Annotated in this window: 23 protein-coding genes; 10 read left to right on the top strand and 13 right to left on the bottom strand. The window is 57.5% G+C overall.

Annotated elements, in window-relative coordinates; translation table 11 throughout:
- Positions 1-55: 55 nt before the first annotated feature.
- From AC2TEM_RS08775 to AC2TEM_RS08785, 3 genes are all read right to left on the bottom strand, one after another.
- Complete coding sequence (locus AC2TEM_RS08775; RefSeq protein WP_170424522.1) at positions 56-418, bottom strand: RidA family protein; 363 nt, start codon at positions 416-418, stop codon at positions 56-58.
- A gap of 62 nt (positions 419-480) precedes the next feature.
- A complete protein-coding gene (gene clpX / locus AC2TEM_RS08780; RefSeq protein ID WP_170397188.1) occupies positions 481-1,746 on the bottom strand; it encodes an ATP-dependent Clp protease ATP-binding subunit ClpX in 1,266 nt (421 codons plus the stop codon).
- 136 nt (positions 1,747-1,882) lie between these two features.
- A complete protein-coding gene (locus AC2TEM_RS08785) occupies positions 1,883-2,515 on the bottom strand; it encodes an ATP-dependent Clp protease proteolytic subunit (RefSeq protein ID WP_039970058.1) in 633 nt (210 codons plus the stop codon).
- 309 nt (positions 2,516-2,824) lie between these two features.
- On the opposite strand from AC2TEM_RS08785, the gene AC2TEM_RS08790 reads away from it, so the two are divergent.
- The 3 genes from AC2TEM_RS08790 to AC2TEM_RS08800 all read left to right on the top strand — a co-directional run bounded on the left by AC2TEM_RS08790 (position 2,825) and on the right by AC2TEM_RS08800 (position 4,660).
- Positions 2,825-3,166: an ArsR/SmtB family transcription factor gene (locus AC2TEM_RS08790; RefSeq protein ID WP_170397190.1), complete on the top strand. Its 342-nt coding sequence runs from the start codon at positions 2,825-2,827 to the stop codon at positions 3,164-3,166.
- A 99-nt stretch (positions 3,167-3,265) separates the two neighbouring features.
- Entirely contained in the window at positions 3,266-3,403 is a 138-nt protein-coding gene (locus AC2TEM_RS08795) for an entericidin A/B family lipoprotein (RefSeq protein WP_010443271.1), read from the top strand.
- An 828-nt stretch (positions 3,404-4,231) separates the two neighbouring features.
- On the top strand, positions 4,232-4,660 hold the full coding sequence (locus AC2TEM_RS08800) for a type II toxin-antitoxin system Phd/YefM family antitoxin (RefSeq protein WP_170424195.1): 429 nt from the start codon (positions 4,232-4,234) through the stop codon (positions 4,658-4,660).
- An 82-nt stretch (positions 4,661-4,742) separates the two neighbouring features.
- On the opposite strand, the gene AC2TEM_RS08805 is transcribed toward AC2TEM_RS08800, so the two are convergent.
- Together AC2TEM_RS08805 and AC2TEM_RS08810 are read right to left on the bottom strand one after the other, a co-directional pair.
- Positions 4,743-5,192 (bottom strand): hypothetical protein, encoded by a 450-nt coding sequence (locus AC2TEM_RS08805; RefSeq protein WP_170397193.1) that lies wholly within the window; start codon positions 5,190-5,192, stop codon positions 4,743-4,745.
- Positions 5,193-5,322: 130 nt separating this feature from the next.
- Positions 5,323-5,643 carry a hypothetical protein gene (locus tag AC2TEM_RS08810; RefSeq protein ID WP_170424197.1) on the bottom strand — a complete coding sequence of 107 codons (321 nt, stop codon included), beginning with the start codon at positions 5,641-5,643 and terminating at the stop codon, positions 5,323-5,325.
- A 186-nt stretch (positions 5,644-5,829) separates the two neighbouring features.
- Between AC2TEM_RS08810 and AC2TEM_RS08815 the strand changes: the two genes are divergently transcribed.
- The gene (locus AC2TEM_RS08815; protein ID WP_170424199.1) at positions 5,830-6,777 is read left to right on the top strand and encodes an aldo/keto reductase; all 948 of its coding nucleotides are present in this window, start codon (positions 5,830-5,832) and stop codon (positions 6,775-6,777) included.
- A gap of 28 nt (positions 6,778-6,805) precedes the next feature.
- Here the strand turns inward: AC2TEM_RS08815 and lepA are convergent, their stop codons facing one another.
- A complete protein-coding gene (gene lepA, locus AC2TEM_RS08820) occupies positions 6,806-8,605 on the bottom strand; it encodes a translation elongation factor 4 (RefSeq protein ID WP_170424201.1) in 1,800 nt (599 codons plus the stop codon).
- A gap of 87 nt (positions 8,606-8,692) precedes the next feature.
- Between lepA and AC2TEM_RS08825 the strand changes: the two genes are divergently transcribed.
- The 4 genes from AC2TEM_RS08825 (at position 8,693) to AC2TEM_RS08840 (ending at position 11,300) form a co-directional block, all read left to right on the top strand.
- Complete coding sequence (locus AC2TEM_RS08825; protein ID WP_170424202.1) at positions 8,693-9,106, top strand: hypothetical protein; 414 nt, start codon at positions 8,693-8,695, stop codon at positions 9,104-9,106.
- A gap of 69 nt (positions 9,107-9,175) precedes the next feature.
- Positions 9,176-9,835, top strand: a complete 660-nt coding sequence (locus tag AC2TEM_RS08830) for a hypothetical protein (protein WP_170609050.1) — start codon at positions 9,176-9,178, stop codon at positions 9,833-9,835.
- Positions 9,836-9,984: 149 nt separating this feature from the next.
- Positions 9,985-10,293: a hypothetical protein gene (locus tag AC2TEM_RS08835; protein WP_170404173.1), complete on the top strand. Its 309-nt coding sequence runs from the start codon at positions 9,985-9,987 to the stop codon at positions 10,291-10,293.
- A 65-nt stretch (positions 10,294-10,358) separates the two neighbouring features.
- A complete protein-coding gene (locus AC2TEM_RS08840; protein WP_170397757.1) occupies positions 10,359-11,300 on the top strand; it encodes a LysR family transcriptional regulator in 942 nt (313 codons plus the stop codon).
- Positions 11,301-11,406: 106 nt separating this feature from the next.
- On the opposite strand, the gene AC2TEM_RS08845 is transcribed toward AC2TEM_RS08840, so the two are convergent.
- Together AC2TEM_RS08845 and AC2TEM_RS08850 are read right to left on the bottom strand one after the other, a co-directional pair.
- Complete coding sequence (locus AC2TEM_RS08845; RefSeq protein WP_170424206.1) at positions 11,407-12,213, bottom strand: FkbM family methyltransferase; 807 nt, start codon at positions 12,211-12,213, stop codon at positions 11,407-11,409.
- A gap of 417 nt (positions 12,214-12,630) precedes the next feature.
- Entirely contained in the window at positions 12,631-13,080 is a 450-nt protein-coding gene (locus AC2TEM_RS08850) for a low molecular weight protein-tyrosine-phosphatase (RefSeq protein ID WP_170424208.1), read from the bottom strand.
- A 27-nt stretch (positions 13,081-13,107) separates the two neighbouring features.
- Between AC2TEM_RS08850 and AC2TEM_RS08855 the strand changes: the two genes are divergently transcribed.
- Both AC2TEM_RS08855 and AC2TEM_RS08860 read left to right on the top strand, forming a co-directional pair.
- A complete protein-coding gene (locus AC2TEM_RS08855) occupies positions 13,108-13,806 on the top strand; it encodes an NAD-dependent deacylase (RefSeq protein ID WP_170424210.1) in 699 nt (232 codons plus the stop codon).
- Positions 13,807-13,867: 61 nt separating this feature from the next.
- Positions 13,868-14,476: a DUF308 domain-containing protein gene (locus tag AC2TEM_RS08860; RefSeq protein WP_170424212.1), complete on the top strand. Its 609-nt coding sequence runs from the start codon at positions 13,868-13,870 to the stop codon at positions 14,474-14,476.
- A gap of 68 nt (positions 14,477-14,544) precedes the next feature.
- Here the strand turns inward: AC2TEM_RS08860 and AC2TEM_RS08865 are convergent, their stop codons facing one another.
- The 5 genes from AC2TEM_RS08865 to meaB form a co-directional block, all read right to left on the bottom strand.
- Entirely contained in the window at positions 14,545-15,009 is a 465-nt protein-coding gene (locus AC2TEM_RS08865; protein WP_170397208.1) for a copper chaperone PCu(A)C, read from the bottom strand.
- 45 nt (positions 15,010-15,054) lie between these two features.
- Complete coding sequence (locus tag AC2TEM_RS08870) at positions 15,055-15,405, bottom strand: glycosyltransferase family protein (protein WP_170424215.1); 351 nt, start codon at positions 15,403-15,405, stop codon at positions 15,055-15,057.
- Positions 15,406-15,810: 405 nt separating this feature from the next.
- Positions 15,811-16,098 (bottom strand): 50S ribosomal protein L28, encoded by a 288-nt coding sequence (gene rpmB / locus AC2TEM_RS08875; protein ID WP_008756960.1) that lies wholly within the window; start codon positions 16,096-16,098, stop codon positions 15,811-15,813.
- A gap of 119 nt (positions 16,099-16,217) precedes the next feature.
- Positions 16,218-17,411, bottom strand: coding sequence for a Hint domain-containing protein (locus AC2TEM_RS08880; protein ID WP_170424217.1), 1,194 nt, complete (start codon positions 17,409-17,411; stop codon positions 16,218-16,220).
- A 170-nt stretch (positions 17,412-17,581) separates the two neighbouring features.
- A complete protein-coding gene (meaB, locus tag AC2TEM_RS08885; protein WP_170424219.1) occupies positions 17,582-18,559 on the bottom strand; it encodes a methylmalonyl Co-A mutase-associated GTPase MeaB in 978 nt (325 codons plus the stop codon).
- Positions 18,560-18,600: the final 41 nt, after the last annotated feature.

Consider the following 18,600-nt stretch of genomic DNA (forward strand, 5'->3'; position numbering starts at 1 on the left):
CCGAAGATATGGACCAAAGGCACGCTAAGGTCCAGTACTGCCAGCGCTACCTGCGTCATTCCGGCAGGATAGCGGTGACTTCAATTTCAATCCGGTATTTCGGATCGATCAATCCGCATTCGATCATCGTCGCTGCAGGAGGGTTCGAACCAAAGGTTTCGGCCAGAATGGGCCAGCAAGGTTCAAATTCGGTTCGATCCGGCAGCATATAAGTGATGCGCACGACATCAGAGAATGAAGCACCCGCCTCGGCCAGCGCGTTTTCGATGATAGACAGCGCCGAGCGGCATTGCTCCACGATCGTTTCACCTTGCCCAACAGTTCCCGCAACATGAACCCAACCACCCGCGACAACCGCGCGGCAATAGCCAACCTTAGCTTCAAACTCACCACCCGAAGAGATACGTCTTACTGTCATCGTGTCCTCAAACGAAAACGGCGCGGACATTGCCGCGCCGTGTGTGCATTAATCTATGCGGTTCAACCCGCCGAAGCCGATTCCGCCGCGTCTGCGTAGATGATCAAAGGCTGAGAGTCCGACGTCACAGCCTCTTCGTTGACCACAACTTCGGTCACGTTCTTCATGCCCGGCAGTTCGAACATTGTATCCAGCAGGATGTCTTCCAGGATAGAACGCAGACCACGCGCACCGGTTTTACGCTCGATCGCTTTCTTGGCGATCGCCTTCAGCGCATCATCGGTAAAGGCCAGTTCCGCATCTTCCAACTCAAACAACCGCTGGTATTGCTTGACCAGAGCGTTCTTCGGGCTGGTCAGGATGGTGACCAAAGCGTCTTCGTCCAGATCTTCCAGCGTCGCCAGAACCGGCAGTCGGCCGACGAATTCGGGGATCAGGCCAAATTTCAGCAGGTCTTCGGGTTCCAGATCCTTGAAGATCTCGCCCACGCCGCGCTCGTCATTGTCACGCACGTCGGCACCAAAGCCCATGGCCGAGCCTTTGCCACGCTGTGCAATGATCTTGTCTAGTCCGGCGAATGCGCCACCACAGATGAACAGGATGTTGGTGGTATCCACCTGCAGGAATTCCTGCTGCGGATGTTTGCGCCCACCCTGCGGAGGAACGCTGGCCACAGTGCCTTCCATCAGTTTCAGCAGGGCCTGCTGAACGCCCTCGCCCGATACGTCGCGGGTGATCGAAGGGTTTTCAGACTTGCGGGTGATCTTATCGACCTCGTCAATATAGACGATGCCGCGCTGTGCGCGTTCGACATTGTACTCGCTGGCCTGCAGCAGTTTGAGGATGATGTTTTCAACATCTTCACCCACATAACCGGCTTCGGTAAGCGTGGTTGCGTCCGCCATCGTAAACGGCACGTCAAGAATCCGCGCCAGCGTTTGCGCCAGCAGGGTTTTGCCGCAGCCGGTGGGGCCAATCAGCAAGATGTTGGATTTTGCCAGTTCTATATCGCTGCCCGCTTTCTGGGCATGATTGAGACGCTTATAGTGGTTATGTACCGCAACCGACAGCACCCGCTTGGCGGTGGCCTGACCGATCACATAGTCATCCAGCACTTCGCAGATATCCTTGGGCGTTGGGACGCCGTCCGAGGATTTCAGACCGCTGGCCTTGGTTTCCTCGCGAATGATATCCATGCACAGCTCGACACACTCATCGCAGATGAACACGGTCGGGCCTGCGATCAGCTTACGCACCTCATGCTGGCTTTTGCCGCAAAAGCTGCAATAGAGCGTGTTCTTGCCGTCACCGCCTGAATTCGTCGCCATGCTTTACCCCTCGGGCTCCGTCTCAGCGGCCCCTCTCAAGGGCCGCGCTTGCCGTATATGCCTGCAGCTTAGGCCAGCGTTCTGGCAGCTACAATCTCAAAATCATCCCTCACGCCGGACGCGCGCGGATTTGAACCTAGGCCTCGTCACCATCCATCTTGGCGCGGTTCTCGACGATCTCGTCGATATGGCCCCAATCCTTGGCCTCTTCCGGGCTCATGAAATTGTCACGATCCAGCGCCTTTTCAACCGCCTTTTTGGTCTGCCCGGTATGGCGCACATAGATGTCATACAGGCGATCTTTCAGCTTTTGCGTCTCGGCTGCGTGAATCATAATGTCGCTCGCCTGGCCCTGATAACCGCCGCTGGGCTGGTGCACCATGATCCGGCTGTTAGGCAGCGAAAAGCGCATCCCCTTCTCGCCCCCGGCCAGCAGAACCGAACCCATGGACGCCGCCTGACCGATGACCAATGTGGAACATTTCGGCTTGATATACTGCATTGTGTCGTAAATCGACAAACCACTGGTGACCACGCCACCGGGAGAGTTGATGTAGATCGAGATTTCCTTGTTCGGATTTTCCGCCTCAAGGTGCAGCAGCTGAGCGACCACCAAATGGCTCATACCGTCATGGATGGGGCCGTTGATGAAAATGATCCGCTCTTTCAGAAGGCGCGAGAAGATGTCGTATGCGCGCTCGCCCCGGCTGGTCTGCTCGACGACCATGGGGACGAGTGTGTTCATATATGTATCAACTGGATCGAACATTCGGAACCTGCCTGTTTTGCGATGGATCGGGACATTACCCGAAGAGTAGTTACCCGAGTCTTAGTGCCGCCACAGGGGGGCTGCAAGGGGGGCCGAACGTTCCCACGAATTCCGCCTACCTGCACGACCCGAATGCACACGCCGCTACAGGTCGGTTGACGGATTGCGCGGAAACGTGCTGGTTACATCACGCTATTTTGATCCATGCATATGGAAATACATGCCTGGAAATTGTACCAAGAGTTCTCGCTGCGGATGCGGCGCCGGTCAGGCGTCGGGATTCGGCGGCACTAACGAGGGAATACGATCATGGCTTTTCCGCAAATGACCGAGGATATGTCACCCGGCGACCTTGACCGGATGGTTGAAAACGCAACGCGCGCGTCGAACTTTCTGAAAGCCATAAGCCACGAAGGGCGTTTGATGATCCTGTGTCACCTCGTCTCGGGCGAGAAATCCGTTACTGAACTGGAACAATTGCTATCGGCCCGCCAAGCCGCCGTTTCTCAGCAACTGTCGCGGCTCAGACTTGAGGGGCTGGTTGTTCCTCGTCGCGAAGGCAAGGCGATATACTACCGGCTGGCAGATGATCGACCAGCCCGAATACTGGAAGTGGTGTACGAACTGTTTTGCGCTCAGGATGCGACCTGAGTCTAGTTTTTAGCCCTTCGAAATCGGCCATGCAAAACCTGTAGCTATGGCCCGGGAAAGCTGCTAGTCAATTCGAAACAAGCACTTATGGAGCAACCTATGATCCGCGCAATTCTGATTGGCCTGGCCCTGTTCACCTTGACCGCATGCGAAACCGCAAAGGGCGCTGGCAAAGATATCGAAAACGCCGGAGATGCCATCCAGAACGCGGCCGAGGACGTTCAGGAAAACATCTGATCGTGACGGGATGTTGCGTTCAGGCAACGCTTACACGCAATATGTAGTTGCCACACCGACCCAACCCGAGTAGTGTGCCGGTACAGGTGCATAGACGCGGCATTGCATTTCTGACACTTTGACGGGGTTCTTTTGCGCAAGCGAAAGAACCCCGTTCTGGTCCGGAGGGTGGTGCGTGATAGCCTGTATGAACCTTGGGTTCTCAAAAAGGAAAAGGCGTCAGGTGCTCAGACGCGGTCTTTGCATGCATCCTTGCGGACACTCCTGACGCCTTGCCGGTCCGTTCCGCCCGAGGGGCTTCCCGGTCCAGTTGCCTCCGCCCCCGAAGGGACTTTGGCCACTGCCACACGCGCTATGTCGCGTCGCAGTCCGCGCGGACCTTCTGAGAGGCTGAGCATTTAACCCGAACCGAAGCCCAGACCACCTGCTCAACCACCGGTAAGCCATTGCAACTAAAAACAAATCCTAAAATCCGCCTTCGCTGCTGTGGCCCCCTTGGCCCTTGCATCCCGCCCCTGTTCCGAAGATCAGAAGCAGTAACCAGACTGTTACATCAGCGTCATGATCCGGCAAGAAAATAGCACTGCAGCATAAAAATTAGACGGGGATAAGCTGTTGATATCCGCCGGGAGAGCCATGTGGATAACCCGAGAATTCGCGTCATCGCGCGGGCTTGGGGATGGAAAAAGTCAAATATGGATCGCCGGCCAGAATTCGCTTGGTTTCTGCACCTGCGAAGGTCCCGCGCGCTGAATTAGGGGGGTATTGTCCGAGTTGTACAACACTCAAGCCCCCAATCTTTCGAATCGTACAACTGGAGATTCGCCTATGCGCCTGACCATTTCTCAAGCCCGCGCCCGTTTGGGCGAACTGGCCACCTTGTCGCAAGACCCCCGGCAAGTGATCGTGCTGACCCGTTATGGCAAACCGATCGCCGCACTGGTGTCGATGAACGAGGCGCAGCGGATTTGGGAGTTACTGGATGATGACACCATCGGACGCAAACACCCGCTCAGCGGGCTGCGTGGGTGGTGGTCGAAGGGGCGTGGTATTCCGGGGATGGAACCTGGGCCGGACGGTTCTTACCTCACCGCGCGCGACGCCGCGCTGAAGGACCGCGAGATCCAGATGACCCGAGCCGAGGAACGCCGCATTCTCAAACGCGGGGGTCTGGACCCTGTCGCGGGCGGCGAGATCGCCGCCCGGCCCGTCGCCTCCCTGTGGAGACTGTTGTTTATGAGAAGCGCTCCGACCTGACCGGGGTACCTACTACTCCTGCCGCAGTCACAAATCTCAGCGGCATTAACCCCCTTTAACATCCGATCGGGCCGGAAACGCTTCAGTTCACCTGACGTTCCAGAACGGTGCTGTAGGTCGTTCCGTTCCGCAGGCTACGGAAATCGGCAAAGATTTTGCCGTCCTCGTACCGCGCATCGATCAACGCATTGGCGCCAATCACCAGCGGGGATGTTTCAACGATGCCGATCGCGCCCGAGCCGTCGAGGCTGATGGTCCCGGTGGCTTCGTATTCGTTCCATTCAGTGTCACCCTCGCGGCGCCATTTGCTGGGGCCCCAGAAGACATTGTCTTCCTGCATCTGGACGTCGAGCATCCATTCGGCCTGATTAAAGCGGGGCTGATCACCCTTGTAATAATGGCTGGGCTGCACGGTCGTATAAGACCCGACCCATGTGCCGCGCAGATCCGGTGTGGTATCGGCCAGTGCTGCGGTTCCGAGGGCGAGGGACGTGGCCAGAGCGGCGGCTCCGGCGGTCATGTATCTGGTCATGGGGATCTCCTCCTGAAAGCGACCCTTTGGAGTTCAAAAGCGAACATCCTTGCTGTGGGATACAGATTGGGCGGAGGTGTGCCGGTTACAACTTACCTAAGGGAAACTTCATAAACCGGTAATGTTTGCGTCAGGCCCAGGCCAGCGCAGTGCCGAGGATGACCAAACCGATACCTGCCGCCTCGCGATACGAGAAGTTCTCGCCGAACAGAAAAAATGATGCGATGGCGATCAGAACCACCTCGGCCCCCAGAATGCCGGTATAGATGATGCCCAGCCGTTCCTCGCGCAGGGCGGCGAGTTCGAGCGTGGCCCCGGCCAGCAGGGTTGCGACGATCAGCAGGCTGAGGCCGATACCGGGGATTTTCCACCAGAACTTCATCGCGATCATGGCCACGGAATAAAGGCCTGCTGATCCAAAAGCGATAAGGGGAACAAGCGATGTAGACATAAGGGCCTCCTGCAAAGGTTGCCGTAGGTCAACTGTAGCAGATGGGCTGATTTAGGGCTGTGAGGTGGGTCACAGTTTCAGGTTCCATTCTCGCTTTTCTTCTTGTGTTTTTTTGCCCCCGAACTTGCAGTGATGGGTCGACCTGTTCAAAATTCAATTATTCATATGCGACTGGGGAGGGGTGCTATGACAACACTTTGCGAAATAGGTCAAACCGGAGTGCGAATCCCACGAATTGGCTTTGGATCAACCGGTATAGGCAACATTCCACAGATTTACGGTTACGAAGTTGATGAGAATAGAGCGCGCGAGACCATACGTGCCATACTTGCCCGGACCGACGGGTTTATCGACACCGCCCGAGGCTATGCGTTGGGGCGTAGCGAGGAGCGCATCGGGAGTGTCATACGTGAACTCGGTGGCTGGCCGAAAGGCCGCGTTCTGTCCACAAAAGTAGACCGTGACATGGAAACGAATGTTTTCGACGCCGCCCAAGCGCGGCGGTCCTTTGAACAAAGCCTCAAGGCTCTTGAGGTAGATCGCGTGGACATCCTTCATCTGCACGACCCGGAATACGCTGGTGACGTAACTGAGATTACCCGCAGCGGAGGTGCGCTGGACGAATTATTCAAAATTAAAGAGGAAGGATTGGCAACTGCAGTTGGTCTGGCGGGCGGGCAGTTGGATGTGTTGATGCCAATGCTGCGCGAACGGGATTTCGACGTGGTGATGACTCACAACCGGCACACGCTTGTAAACATGAATGCGGCGCCGCTGATCGAACTGGCCAACTCGAAGGACGTTACGGTATTGAACGCAGCGCCTTACGCCGGCGGAATCTTGGCCAGAGGCAGCGCAATCCATCATTTCTACGTCTATCGGCCAGCAACAGAAGAAACGCTCGCACCCGTGCGCGCGGTTGAGGAAATCTGTGCCCGCTATGACGTGCCCTTAGGCGCCTTAGCGCTGCAATTCTCGATGCGGGACGCAAAAATTGCGTCAACGGTGTGTGGAGTGACTTGGCCACAGCATGTGAGACAAACACTCGAATGGGCGGATTGGGATATCCCAAGAGCGGTTTGGAGTGAACTCGCGGAACTTGGTCAGAGTGACGCTGATCCTGAGGCCGTATAGAACCGATCAACGGAGAGGAAGGACAGCCTTAGCTGTCCATCTTCAACGCTGAAATAAACGCCTCCTGCGGGATATCGACCTTCCCGAACTGACGCATCTTTTTCTTACCGGCCTTCTGCTTATCCAGCAGTTTACGTTTCCGCGTGGCGTCGCCTCCGTAGCATTTTGCGGTCACGTCCTTGCGCAAGGCCGAGAGGGTCTCGCGGGCGATGACCTTGCCTCCGATGGCGGCCTGGATCGGGATTTTGAACATGTGGCGCGGGATCAGGTCCTTGAGCTTTTCGCACATGGCACGGCCCCGCATCTCGGCCCGGTCGCGGTGAACCATGGTCGACAGCGCGTCAACGGGTTCGTCATTCACCAGCACCGACATCTTGACCAGATTGTCCTCGGTATAGCCGGTCATCTGATAGTCGAACGAGGCATAGCCCTTGGTCACCGATTTCAAGCGGTCGTAGAAGTCAAAGACGACCTCGTTCAGCGGCAGGTCATAGACGACCATGGCGCGGGTGCCCGCATAGGTCAGGTCCAGCTGGATGCCGCGGCGGTCCTGGCAGAGTTTCAGCACGTCGCCGAGGTATTCGTCGGGCACCAGAATGGTCGCCTTGATGCGCGGTTCCTCGATATGGTCGACCTTGGAGGGGTCGGGCATGTCGGCGGGGTTGTGCAGCTCGATCATCTCGCCGTCTTTCATGTAGACGTGATAGATCACCGACGGCGCGGTGGTGATGAGCTCGATATCATATTCGCGTTCGATGCGGTCGCGGATGACCTCAAGGTGCAGAAGACCGAGGAAGCCGCAGCGGAAGCCAAAGCCAAGCGCGGCCGAGGTCTCCATTTCAAAGCTGAAGCTGGCGTCGTTCAGGGCCAATTTGTCGATCGCATCGCGCAGGTCTTCGAATTCGGAGCTGTCAACGGGGAAGAGGCCGCAGAACACCACCGGCTGCGCGGGTTTGAAGCCGGTCAGGGCCTCTTCGGTGCCGTTGCGGTCATTGGTGATCGTGTCGCCGACGCGGGTGTCGCGGACCTGTTTGATTGAGGCGGTGAGAAAGCCGATCTCACCGGGGCCAAGCGAGTCGACCATCTCCATCTCGGGGCGGAAGACACCGACGCGGTCCACATGGTGCAAGGTGTTGTTCGACATGAACTTGACCCGCATCCCCTTTTTCAGCGTGCCATCCATGATGCGGACCAGAACGATGACGCCGAGATAGGCGTCGTACCATGAATCCACCAGCATCGCCTTGAGCGGCGCGTCGAGATTGCCCTGCGGCGCGGGCAGTTGCTGCACGATTGCCTCAAGCGTTTCGTGAATGCCCTGCCCCGTCTTGGCACTGACCTGAATGGCGTCGGTCGCGTCGATGCCGATCACATCCTCGATCTGTTCGGCCACGCGGTCACAGTCGGACGCGGGCAGGTCGATCTTGTTCAGCACCGGCACGATTTCGTGGTCGGCGTCGATGGCCTGATACACATTCGCCAGCGTCTGAGCCTCAACACCTTGGGTCGAGTCCACAACCAGCAGAGAGCCCTCGACCGCACGCATGGACCGGCTGACCTCATAGGCAAAGTCCACGTGGCCGGGGGTGTCGATCAGGTTCAGCACATATTGCTCGCCATTGTCGGCGGTATAGTCGATGCGAACTGTGTTGGCCTTGATGGTGATGCCACGCTCGCGCTCGATATCCATGCTGTCGAGCAGCTGTTCCTTCATGTCGCGATCCTTAACCGTTCCGGTCTCTTGGATGAGCCGGTCAGCAAGGGTGGATTTGCCATGGTCGATATGCGCGACGATGGAGAAATTGCGGATATGAGCGAGGTCTGTCATGGGTTGGGGATATGTAGAGGAATCGTGGGTTGGTCAAGGTGGCACGTTTAGTGTTTCAAGCAACAGACCAACACCGACGGGATTGATATGACCGAACTTGATTACGTCGAACAATTAAAAGCCAGATTTAGGGAATGCAGCTTAGACAAACGCATCGAAGCTGCACACCGAGCTGCCTTGCGAGGTTTCGTTCCCGTAAACCTGAACGCAAACCAAGATGTAAGTGAAACTGCAGTTTTTCCGAGAGGCCGTCTCTTGCTGCATTCCATAGTGTACGCACATTTTAGATGCGCAGAATCAAAGCTCGCATTAGAGCGATCAATCTCGACAATCGATAAGTACAATTTGCTGTTGCAGGATTCAGCAATGCACTCGGTCGCTCAAGCGAGCTATTCCCGCTCTTCGGATAAGGCTTGGCAAACAATCTCGATGGTTGCGACATCATTTGCGTCGGCTGCCAATCAGGAGCAGTTCTTGTTCGCTAAAACTAAAAGAGATTGATCGACCCGCCACGCATATGACAATGCGCTTTCTATCACGGCAAATGCGAGCATCAGCGATTTTGACGAAGTGAGCGGAAAAGGTTTTAACCAAGAACTCTGGCTCACCGAAGTCGACTTCCATATTCCAATGGATCAACGGAGTATCTTCGAGAAGTATTTTCGCAGCAGGAGTTTCAATTTCTGGCGGGCGTGGCACCAAGGATTTGTGGAAGGAAAGCCTTTAGATTGGGAGTTGCAACGAAGGGTCGCGTTGATCGATGAGACCATTTGGAATGCCGGACCAGATTCCGTTGCCCACGCAATCGAACAAATTCGGGCGCGCTGGGAGGTTGAGAAAACCTTATCTGATTTAAACGGCAGCCTGAGTGTCCAAAACGCGCGCCACGGCATCGGAGGAAACAACCCACCTGAGAGCATTCAAGATGAACTTTTGTCCGGAGCCGTCACATTGATTTGGGAAGCCGAAGAGGAACTCTCGACCGCTCTGGAACAAGAACATCCTGATCGCGAGTGGATTGAGGCAATCCTAGCTAAGTTCAAATCCGGATTGGCAAGCTTTCTCAAGTGGTGCGCAGGCAAAGGCGATCTTGCGGTCGATACTTTGATTAAGTGGGGTATTCCTGCTGCCGGGGCGGGGTATGCCGCCAAGTATCCAGAGAAAATCGAAGCCCTAATTGAAGCTATCGAGCACTGGCTTCCGTTTTTGTCACGACTAGTGCCGGGCTGAAGCCCGGCCTACGGGGTGGGGTGTTTCCGACTCGTGTATTCACTTTTTCGAACCACCCAATTGATCCCGAATCCACTTTGATTCATACTCCGCCGCAGACCGAGAGGGGCATAAGACCCGTCCGGGCAGGCAAAAAACGAGGCTCGAGTATGAAACAGTTCCTCTTAATCGCATTTTGTGCGGCATCGCTGACGTCGGTGGCCCACACAGTGGACGCGGCGCAGATCAAGCGGGCGTGTCTGGCATCAGACCGTGAAGCGGCGACGCGGGCGCGGTGCCGGTGTATTCAGCGCGTGGCGGATCAGGCGCTGACGCGTAGTGATCAGAAGACCGTCGCCAAGTGGTTCACCAACCCGCATCAGGCGCAGGAGTTAAAGATGTCGCAGACCGCGCGCGATGATGCGCTGTGGGATCGGTATCAGAACTTTGGCCAGATGGCGCAAGCGATCTGCAACTGAGCCCTGTCAATCCTTGACCTGATGCCCGCTGCGCCTCAGAAATGGCGCAGCGAAAGGTATGTGCGATGGTGATGAAAGGGCTGACCCTGCGGGGCCTTGAAGTGTTCGAGGCGCTGGCGCGGACCGGATCGGTGGCGCAGGCGGCCGAGATCACGGGGCTCAGCCAGCCCTCGGTTTCCCAGCAGTTGCGCAATCTGGAAAAGGCTTTGGGCACCGATCTGGTGGATCACGGGCGGCGACCGATGCGACTGACGCAGGCCGGCCGCAGTTTCCTGGCGCGGGCCGAGGCAGTGCTGGCCGAGTTGCAGATGGCGCAAGGCGAACTGGCGGTGATGGATCTGGGGCATCTGACCACCCTGTCCATCGGCTTGATCGACGATTTCGACAACGACCTGACGCCGCGATTGGCGACGTTGCTGGCCGACAGTCTGACCCGGTCGAAATTCAAGCTGATCACGCTGCCCAGTCTGGACCTGTTTGCCGAGCTGGAAGCGCAGCGCCTGCACATGGCGGTCTCGGCCCATTCTGGCGAGGTGCTGGAGGGCGTGGTCGAATATCCGCTGGTGCAGGATCCGTTCATTCTGGTCGCGCCTAAGGGCGTTGCGCAACCAGTGCAGGATCTGCCCTTTCTGCGCTATGCCCGCGAGCAGTTGATCAGCCGTCAGATCGAAAGCCATCTGGCCCGGCAGCAGCTGGAGTTCGAGGAACGGTTCGAAATCGGCTCACACCTCGCGCTGATGGCGATGGTTGCGCGCGGCCTCGGCTGGGCGATTACCACGCCGCTGGGCTATATGCGCGCCGCCCGCTTCCACGACGGGATGGAGGCGCACCCTGCCCCGTTCGGTGAGTTCGCACGCACCATTTCCTTGTTTACACGGACCGACTGGTCCGATCAGGTACCGCAGGAAGTGGCCGACATGATCCGACGTCTGATGCGCAGCCAGATCGTTGATCCAGCGATTGCGCAATTGCCGTGGTTAGGTGGTCAGTTGAAGGTGGTGGGGTGAACCGGAAAGTGAGCATCCAGGCTCTTTTATTTGAGCCATACGTGATCCGTCCTGCAAACCAAAAGACGTTTAATGAGCGTTAGTATGTCCGGAATAAAGGCTGTTCTCACCTGCTGAATTCAGCTTCTACTAACGCCTCGTAGGCGTCCAGTTCAGCCTCATTGACAACGTCGCGATCAGCCAGCACTTCCAGAGCCATAAGTGCGACATCGGGGCTTTGAAACACTGCGTCCGCCAGGATCGCAAGATGTTTCAAGCTTTCTGTCGGTGAGTCCTCCAGTGCGAAGAACCTTTTCAGGAACACGGCGTCGCCATCAATGGCCTGATTGCGCATAGCGCGCATCTTCAGGCGGGACGAGGCACGGGTCTTGACCGCCATAGACTTTAGAAAAAGAAACTTGTGGAAATGAAAACCCTGCGCAGACAACTCGCTCATTTGTGAGTCAAGCAGTGGCTGACCCTTGTAAAGCGGAACCATGGCGATTTCGGATATCACAGCAACCGCATTCTTGAGTTTTTCGCGCGCATTCCTGAATACGTCCAATTCTCCGCCCTGCACGTCAATCTTCAGCAGATCGAACTCTGGCAGCTCTTTCAGGTCGTCCAGCCGATGGGTGGTTATTGGTACAACTTCTTCGACCCGCATTTGCCTGGGCCACCTTCCCATAACTCTGATGAAGTCGGGGTTGGGCTCGAATAGCGAAGTGAAGCCACTTCCCTTGCAAACATGAAGGCGCTCACTTCCTCCTCTGCCGATCGCATAAGGAAGATAGGTTTCATTTTCTCCTCCCTCTTCAGAGAGCCGTGCAAATGCATCTTGCTGTGGTTCGAAACCCCAGACATCGCATATGCGGTTCTTCAGGAGGGTTGAATATGGGGTAGCGCCAAGAGGATTGGCACCCACATCCACCACTCGCGTTAGCCTTTCCGGTGACAGAATTTCGTGCAGGAACAGTGCGCGCTCGTCATTCATTTTTTGTCACTAACCTTTGGGGTATTCAGCTGGTTAATCGTGCCTGTGATCATATGTCTAACTCAGTTGGATTAACGGGCTGCAGTCGCTCTTGGAGCTTGGAGATTTATGTATGCTGATGACAGCCTCGTGCGTGCATCAGGAATTTGTATCATTCCATCAAATGACCATTGGGGATCGGATTACTATTCCATGCACTTAATGCGACTATCTGCATAGGCACAAGGGTATGCGCTTAGAAGGCGGATGGTTTGACCCCTGTCGCTGATTGCGATGCAGCCTGCGGAGGCCGCATAAACGTTGGTTTTGGGCTCAAACATGCTGTCGCTCTGGATTGATTGAATACGCAAGGCAAAACTACCACTGAGCCCGTACATGCGCATCCAGCCCCGCCACGGCCTCTTCGATCAGGTCCAGAACGCCGTCGAAATCCCGGGTGTAGTACGGGTCAGGCACATGGTCGGCACCGATATGGGGGGCGAAATCGGTCAACAGGCGGACCGGGGTGTCGTTGCCGTCCGGGCGCAAATCTTCGATGTTCGCGATGTTTTCTGCGTCCATTCCGATGATCAGGTCGAAGTGGTTGAAATCCTCGGCCACGAACTGGCGCGCGCGTAGGTCGCTGAGGTCGATATCACGCGCGCGGGCGGCCTTTTGCATTGGGCCGTAAGGCGGGTCTCCGATATGCCAGCCCGAGGTTCCGGCGCTGTCGGTCTGGTGATGCGGGGCGCGGGCGCGAAAAGCACCCTCGGCGGCGGGGGACCGGCAGATATTGCCCAGGCAGACGAAAAGGATACGGTGTGACATAAGAGAGGTTTAGCGCGTGGGGCAGGTATGGAAAAGATCGTCATTCTGACCGGGGCTGGGATTTCCGCCGAAAGCGGGTTGGGCACGTTCCGCGATGAAGGGGGCCTGTGGGCGCAGCACCGGATCGAGGATGTGGCCACGCCCGAGGGCTTTGCCCGCAATCCGTCGCTGGTGCATCAGTTTTACAATGCCCGCCGAGTACAGGCCGCCAAGGCGCAACCCAACGCGGCGCATCAGGCGCTGGCCCGGTTGCAGCAGGGCTGGCCTGGAGAGGTGATCCTTGTCACCCAGAATGTCGACAGCCTGCACGAGGCAGGAGGGGCCGCGCATGTGATCCATATGCATGGCACCTTGGCTGGGGCTTTGTGTGCGGCGTGCGGATATCGTTGGGCTTCGCCACCCGAAATGGATGTGGATGAGCCCTGCCCGTCCTGTCACCAGCCCTCGGCCCGGCCCGACGTCGTATGGTTCGGCGAGATGCCATATTTCATGGATGAGATCTACGACCATCTGATGGAAGCATCGCTGTTCGCCTCGATCGGCACCTCAGGGCAGGTTTATCCGGCGGCAGGGTTTGTACAAGAGGCGCGGGCCGTGGGCGCGCGGACGATCGAATTGAACCTTGAGCCATCCGCCGGAATATTTGATGAAACCCGGCTGGGGCCAGCCTCAGAGGCAGTACCGCGCTGGGTCGATGAGCTGTTGGCGCGAGGCAGCACGCGATAGGGGCAGACAGCGGCGCGTCTTCCCGTCTATGGTGCAGAAAACGCAAACCCGAGTGAGTGACATGACCGATCTACCGCCCAAAGACGGAGAAATCCTTGACGACAGCAGTATCGACGCGCGCGATACGTTAAGTACCAATCTGGCCAGCCTGTGGTGGACCTTTCTGCTGCGTGGAATTCTCGCGGGTCTGATCGGGATTGCAGCGCTGTTCTGGCCGACCAGCAGCATCTCTATACTGCTGCGATTGGTAGGGGCGCTGCTGATTCTGGATGGCGCTTTGACTTGGCTGGGTTTTGGGCGGCGTGGGCTGATCGGAGGCGTTGGGATCGGTGCCGCGCTGATCGGTTTGGTGTTGCTGATCTGGCCACAGGGCGTGGCCTGGCTGGCCTTCACCCTCATGGGGGCGATGGCGCTGTTCGTTGCGATCGGCTCGTTCATGGCGCTGCCGCAAATGCATCCACAAGACCCCGAGCGCGCAACGGTGCGTAATTCAGGTATCTTCGCACTCATCGTCGGGCTGGTGCTGATCTTCTGGCCCGGCAGCGGCATGGTGGCGTTGGGCTGGGCAATTGCCTTCTTCGCGCTGACCTCGGCGGTGGTGATGTTCTTTCTGGCGGCACGGTTCAAAAAAGCGGGCGATCGATTGGAGATGAAAACCGTCAACAGATGACGCAACAGGCCGGGCATTGCCCGGCCTGACGTATGGATGATGGCTGTACCACAGCCTGAAGACAGGCGTTAGTTCGAATGGCCGCCTTTGTCCTGGCGCTCAAGATCGACCGGGATCTCGACCGCGACCTCTCCGGCGTTTTCGAAGATCAATGTGACGGGAACGCTCCCTCCCTGTTCGAAGGGCGCTGTCAGGCCCATGAACATGACGTGATCACCGCCGCGTTTCAGCATGTGGGTTTCGCCCGCCGGAATGGCGAAGCCTTCCTTCACATGCACCATCTTGGCGACACCGTTTTCGTCAACCTTATGAGTGTGCAGTTCCACTCGGGCAGCCGCATCCGAGGTCACGCCGATCAGGCGGTCATCGGTATCGCCTTGATTCTGGATCATCATGAAGGCGGCACCCGCCTTCGCGGTTTTGCCCGAAGACCGTGCATAAGGGTCTTCGACCGAGATGGTATCGGCAGCCAGCGCCGCACCGGTCAGCGAAAAGGTAGTCAGGACTGCAAGCAGGCTGGATTTGAGGGTCATTATGCCTCTCCTTGGTAACTGTCTGATAGAGTTTGGAAACTGGAATCAGGCAGAAACCGGCGGGGCACGAGCTGGGTGTCGCGGCAACGGCGCGGCAATCAGATGCTGGGAAAGGAGCGACGGCGCGGGGAGCGCGCGCGACGGGGCCGGAGGTACGGCAACCGAGGCTTCATGGATCGCGCCCAGCAGGTTGAGCGCATAGTCAGGGCAGTATTGCGGTGCGCGGGTCGGTTGGCCGTCTTCGTCCATATAGACGACGACCGGCCCGCTGCCGGTGCACAAAACCATCTGCCCGACCGCGCGCTCCATACCCCGCGACACGGCTAGTCCCTGCCCGGTCAGGATCACCATCAAGGACAGCGCATAAGGCAGAAATGTGCGGAAAAAGCCTGTCATGTCAGCTTGGTATATACGCCGCCCGCTGAACCGGCTTCAAGCGCAAAGCAGTGGCTGAGACAGTATGGCCTAGCTCAGCTTTTCGGCGGCCTGAACGCCTCGGCATTCATCCCCGTATGCAGTCGGTTTACCCGGCGCTGCATCCGGGTGCAGCGGATCACAGCTTTTGCAATTGATCGTGGCAGTAAAAACAGAAAATTCTTTGCTTTGAGTGACATGGTAACCCCCTCAACATGAATATGCATAAACATATGCGATATTCAGCAGGCGTTCTGTGAACAACGTCACGAAGCGGGGCATTTTATTACCATTTCAGAGACAATCATTCGCACAGGGGCAGCGAATGCAAAAAAGAAAAGCCCCACACCGCAGGGTGCAGGGCTGAATTCTTGCGTGAGAAAGCGCTTAGGCCGAGGCTTGTGCCTTGGCGATTTCTTTCTTCACTTTCAGGGCGTTCGCCGACAGCTCGTCATCCTTGGCTTTGGCCAGGAACGCGTCCAGACCACCGCGGTGGTCGACCGAGCGCAGGGCAGCTGCCGAGATGCGCAGCTTGACGCCACGACCCAGAGTTTCCGACTGCAGGGTAACGTCGTTCAGGTTGGGCAGAAAACGGCGACGAGTTCTGTTTTTGGCGTGGCTGACATTGTTGCCAGTCATCGGGCCTTTTCCGGTCAGTTCGCAACGGCGCGACATGGTTTCTTCCTTTGTTTCTAGAGGCCGGGTACAAGACCCGCGGCCAAATCACAAGGGGCGCAACCCGAAGTCGCGCCCGAAAACTGGTTGGATGCGTTTAGTGGGAATCGCGCGAAGGGTCAAGACGGCTGCGGCGAAATCTTTGCACCCGAGTTGAATTCATTTGAGGTCAAGATCGGGGACATCCGCAACAGTGGCTTGTTATTCTTCAAATGCCGTGTGATCAACTGCGCTTGCAGCCGCCCGCCGGGGATCATGCGGGCCGGGTCGGCGCGGTAGTCAAGGTCTGTCAGTTCGGGAAAAATCTCGAATATCTCGCGACGCGACGCGGCGCTCAGCATTTTCAGCGCTTCGGGGCCGGTATAGAGGCTTTCGGTTGGCGCATCCTCGGCAAAGATCACCTGATGGCGGTCGAACAGCAGGTGGTAATACTCGACGCTTTCCACGCTTTCATCAACGTAGATATCCGGCATTGCGGTGAGTTTGATGGCCGGAATCAGAACCTCGGTCGTGCCGAACATGCGTTGCGCGATCTTTGAGTGCACCAGCATCCGATGCTGGCGCGAGACCAGCAGATCGCGATGCGGCAGCCCCTCGCCCAATGCCCCTGCAAGGATACGCACAGGCCTGAGTCTGGGGTTGGCTTCAAGCTGGAAGCGATCAAATTCGCGCCGCCCGATCCAACGGATCGGGTGCAGGCCCTGCCCCAGCGTGGGGATCAGGTCACCGGTGCACAGCGACTGGATGGGGGACCGCCCATCCTGTGTCGTGATCAATGTATCGCGCGTGAAACAGGGCATACCCGACCCGTTCTCGAACGCTGAATACGTGACGGTGATGCCTGAAGGCAGGGTAAATGTGCCGCTCGAGACTGAATAACCAACCCCGTCTTCGACCGTAATCACCCCGAAAGTATCGTCCGTGATAACAGTGCCCTCAGGGAGGTTCAGTGTGTCGGTTCCGCTGCCGCCGCGAATGTCACCCGACACCGTGGTGCTGGTGAAATTCAGCGTGTCATTACCGGCACCAAGCCGGATATCGCCGACGGTTGACCCCCTGATATCAACCGTATCCGCATCGGACCCGCTAGCGATGCGCCCGCCAACCGCGCTGTTGGTAACAATGATCGTGTCGGTGCCTGCATTGCCCAGGACATTGTTGGCAATGGTGCTATTGGTGATGGTGATATCGTCATCGCCGCCACGGCCACGGATACCGGTCACCGGAGGCGTCGCCGGGTTTCCGTTCAGAGTACCGTTGTCATTTGTGACATCGATATCGTCGTCGCCGTTGGTACCATTGATATTGGGCATTCTGACGTGTCCCGTTCCTCGGAGAATCCGGGCACGATCCGAGCTGACCAAGCCCTTTCTCAACCCGGTTCAAACGCAGTGACTTACACTCAAACACAACAATATATGTAGCTTTAATACACGATTAGCGGTCAGCGCACCAGCCGCGCACGCATCATACCGCCAGAGTGTTACGCGTCGGACAGCCCGGAGAGGATTTGTTCGGCCGCCGCCGATGGGCTGAGGTGGCCCGCACTGACCTGAGCGCCAAGATCGCTCATCCGACTGCGCATCTGTGGCGTTTCGAGACGCGCAAGCAATGCGTGGCGTACCTCTTGCTCGAACCAGTATTGTGCCTGTGTGGCGCGGTTCAATACCCAATGCCCGGCTTCGCGCCGCCAGGTTGTCAGGGCCTGCATCTCGTCCCAGGCCTGTTCCAGCCCATGCTCTTCAACTGCTGAAACGGTCATGGCCTTGGGAAACCCTTCGGGGTCCTGCGGGCGTTTGCGCAGCAGACGCAGCGCGCCCGCGTAATCGGCGCAGGTGCGGGTGGCAGTCGCTTTCAGGTCGCCATCGGCCTTGTTGATCAGGATCATGTCAGCCATCTCCATGATGCCGCGCTTGACGCCCTGCAACTCATCTCCGCCCGCCGGGGCCAGCAGCAGCAGGAACAGGTCAGACATCTCGGCCACAACGGTTTCCGATTGGCCCACGCCCACGGTTTCAATCAGCACGACGTCAAAACCAGCTGCCTCACAAAGTGCAATCGCTTCGCGTGTGCGGCGCGCCACGCCACCAAGATGGCTCTGACTGGGGGACGGGCGGATAAAGGCGTTTTTCTCGCGGCTCAGCCGCTCCATGCGGGTTTTGTCGCCCAGAATCGAGCCCCCCGAACGGGCCGAGCTGGGGTCAACTGCAAGAACCGCAACGCGCAGCCCCTGCCCCGTCAGCATCATGCCGAAGCTTTCGATAAAGGTCGATTTGCCTACACCCGGCGTGCCCGACAGGCCGATCCGCAAAGCCTGGCGTCCGGCGCCGCTCAATTGATCCAGCAGCGCAGTTGCCTGCGCTCGATGATCTTCACGCCCGCTTTCGACCAGTGTGATCGCACGGGCCAATGCCCTGCGCTCTCCGTTCAAGATCCTGTCGCCAAGCTCGGCAATGTTCATCGGTAAGTCCCCGGCTGGAATTTGCCCTAGATGAGGGGGGA

The organism is Ruegeria sp. HKCCD3925, from assembly GCF_057221175.1.

Excerpts from the sequence above, each read along its gene's own strand:
- AC2TEM_RS08775 (WP_170424522.1), bottom strand. The coding sequence starts at position 418 with ATGACAGTAAGACGTATCTCTTCGGGTGGTGAGTTTGAAGCTAAGGTT.
- clpX (WP_170397188.1), bottom strand. The coding sequence starts at position 1,746 with ATGGCGACGAATTCAGGCGGTGACGGCAAGAACACGCTCTATTGCAGC.
- AC2TEM_RS08785 (WP_039970058.1), bottom strand. The coding sequence starts at position 2,515 with ATGTTCGATCCAGTTGATACATATATGAACACACTCGTCCCCATGGTC.
- AC2TEM_RS08790 (WP_170397190.1), top strand. The coding sequence starts at position 2,825 with ATGGCTTTTCCGCAAATGACCGAGGATATGTCACCCGGCGACCTTGAC.
- AC2TEM_RS08795 (WP_010443271.1), top strand. The coding sequence starts at position 3,266 with ATGATCCGCGCAATTCTGATTGGCCTGGCCCTGTTCACCTTGACCGCA.
- AC2TEM_RS08800 (WP_170424195.1), top strand. The coding sequence starts at position 4,232 with ATGCGCCTGACCATTTCTCAAGCCCGCGCCCGTTTGGGCGAACTGGCC.
- AC2TEM_RS08805 (WP_170397193.1), bottom strand. The coding sequence starts at position 5,192 with ATGACCAGATACATGACCGCCGGAGCCGCCGCTCTGGCCACGTCCCTC.
- AC2TEM_RS08810 (WP_170424197.1), bottom strand. The coding sequence starts at position 5,643 with ATGTCTACATCGCTTGTTCCCCTTATCGCTTTTGGATCAGCAGGCCTT.
- AC2TEM_RS08815 (WP_170424199.1), top strand. The coding sequence starts at position 5,830 with ATGACAACACTTTGCGAAATAGGTCAAACCGGAGTGCGAATCCCACGA.
- lepA (WP_170424201.1), bottom strand. The coding sequence starts at position 8,605 with ATGACAGACCTCGCTCATATCCGCAATTTCTCCATCGTCGCGCATATC.
- AC2TEM_RS08825 (WP_170424202.1), top strand. The coding sequence starts at position 8,693 with ATGACCGAACTTGATTACGTCGAACAATTAAAAGCCAGATTTAGGGAA.
- AC2TEM_RS08835 (WP_170404173.1), top strand. The coding sequence starts at position 9,985 with ATGAAACAGTTCCTCTTAATCGCATTTTGTGCGGCATCGCTGACGTCG.
- AC2TEM_RS08840 (WP_170397757.1), top strand. The coding sequence starts at position 10,359 with ATGGTGATGAAAGGGCTGACCCTGCGGGGCCTTGAAGTGTTCGAGGCG.
- AC2TEM_RS08850 (WP_170424208.1), bottom strand. The coding sequence starts at position 13,080 with ATGTCACACCGTATCCTTTTCGTCTGCCTGGGCAATATCTGCCGGTCC.
- AC2TEM_RS08855 (WP_170424210.1), top strand. The coding sequence starts at position 13,108 with ATGGAAAAGATCGTCATTCTGACCGGGGCTGGGATTTCCGCCGAAAGC.
- AC2TEM_RS08860 (WP_170424212.1), top strand. The coding sequence starts at position 13,868 with ATGACCGATCTACCGCCCAAAGACGGAGAAATCCTTGACGACAGCAGT.
- AC2TEM_RS08865 (WP_170397208.1), bottom strand. The coding sequence starts at position 15,009 with ATGACCCTCAAATCCAGCCTGCTTGCAGTCCTGACTACCTTTTCGCTG.
- AC2TEM_RS08870 (WP_170424215.1), bottom strand. The coding sequence starts at position 15,405 with ATGACAGGCTTTTTCCGCACATTTCTGCCTTATGCGCTGTCCTTGATG.
- rpmB (WP_008756960.1), bottom strand. The coding sequence starts at position 16,098 with ATGTCGCGCCGTTGCGAACTGACCGGAAAAGGCCCGATGACTGGCAAC.
- AC2TEM_RS08880 (WP_170424217.1), bottom strand. The coding sequence starts at position 17,411 with ATGCCCAATATCAATGGTACCAACGGCGACGACGATATCGATGTCACA.
- meaB (WP_170424219.1), bottom strand. The coding sequence starts at position 18,559 with ATGAACATTGCCGAGCTTGGCGACAGGATCTTGAACGGAGAGCGCAGG.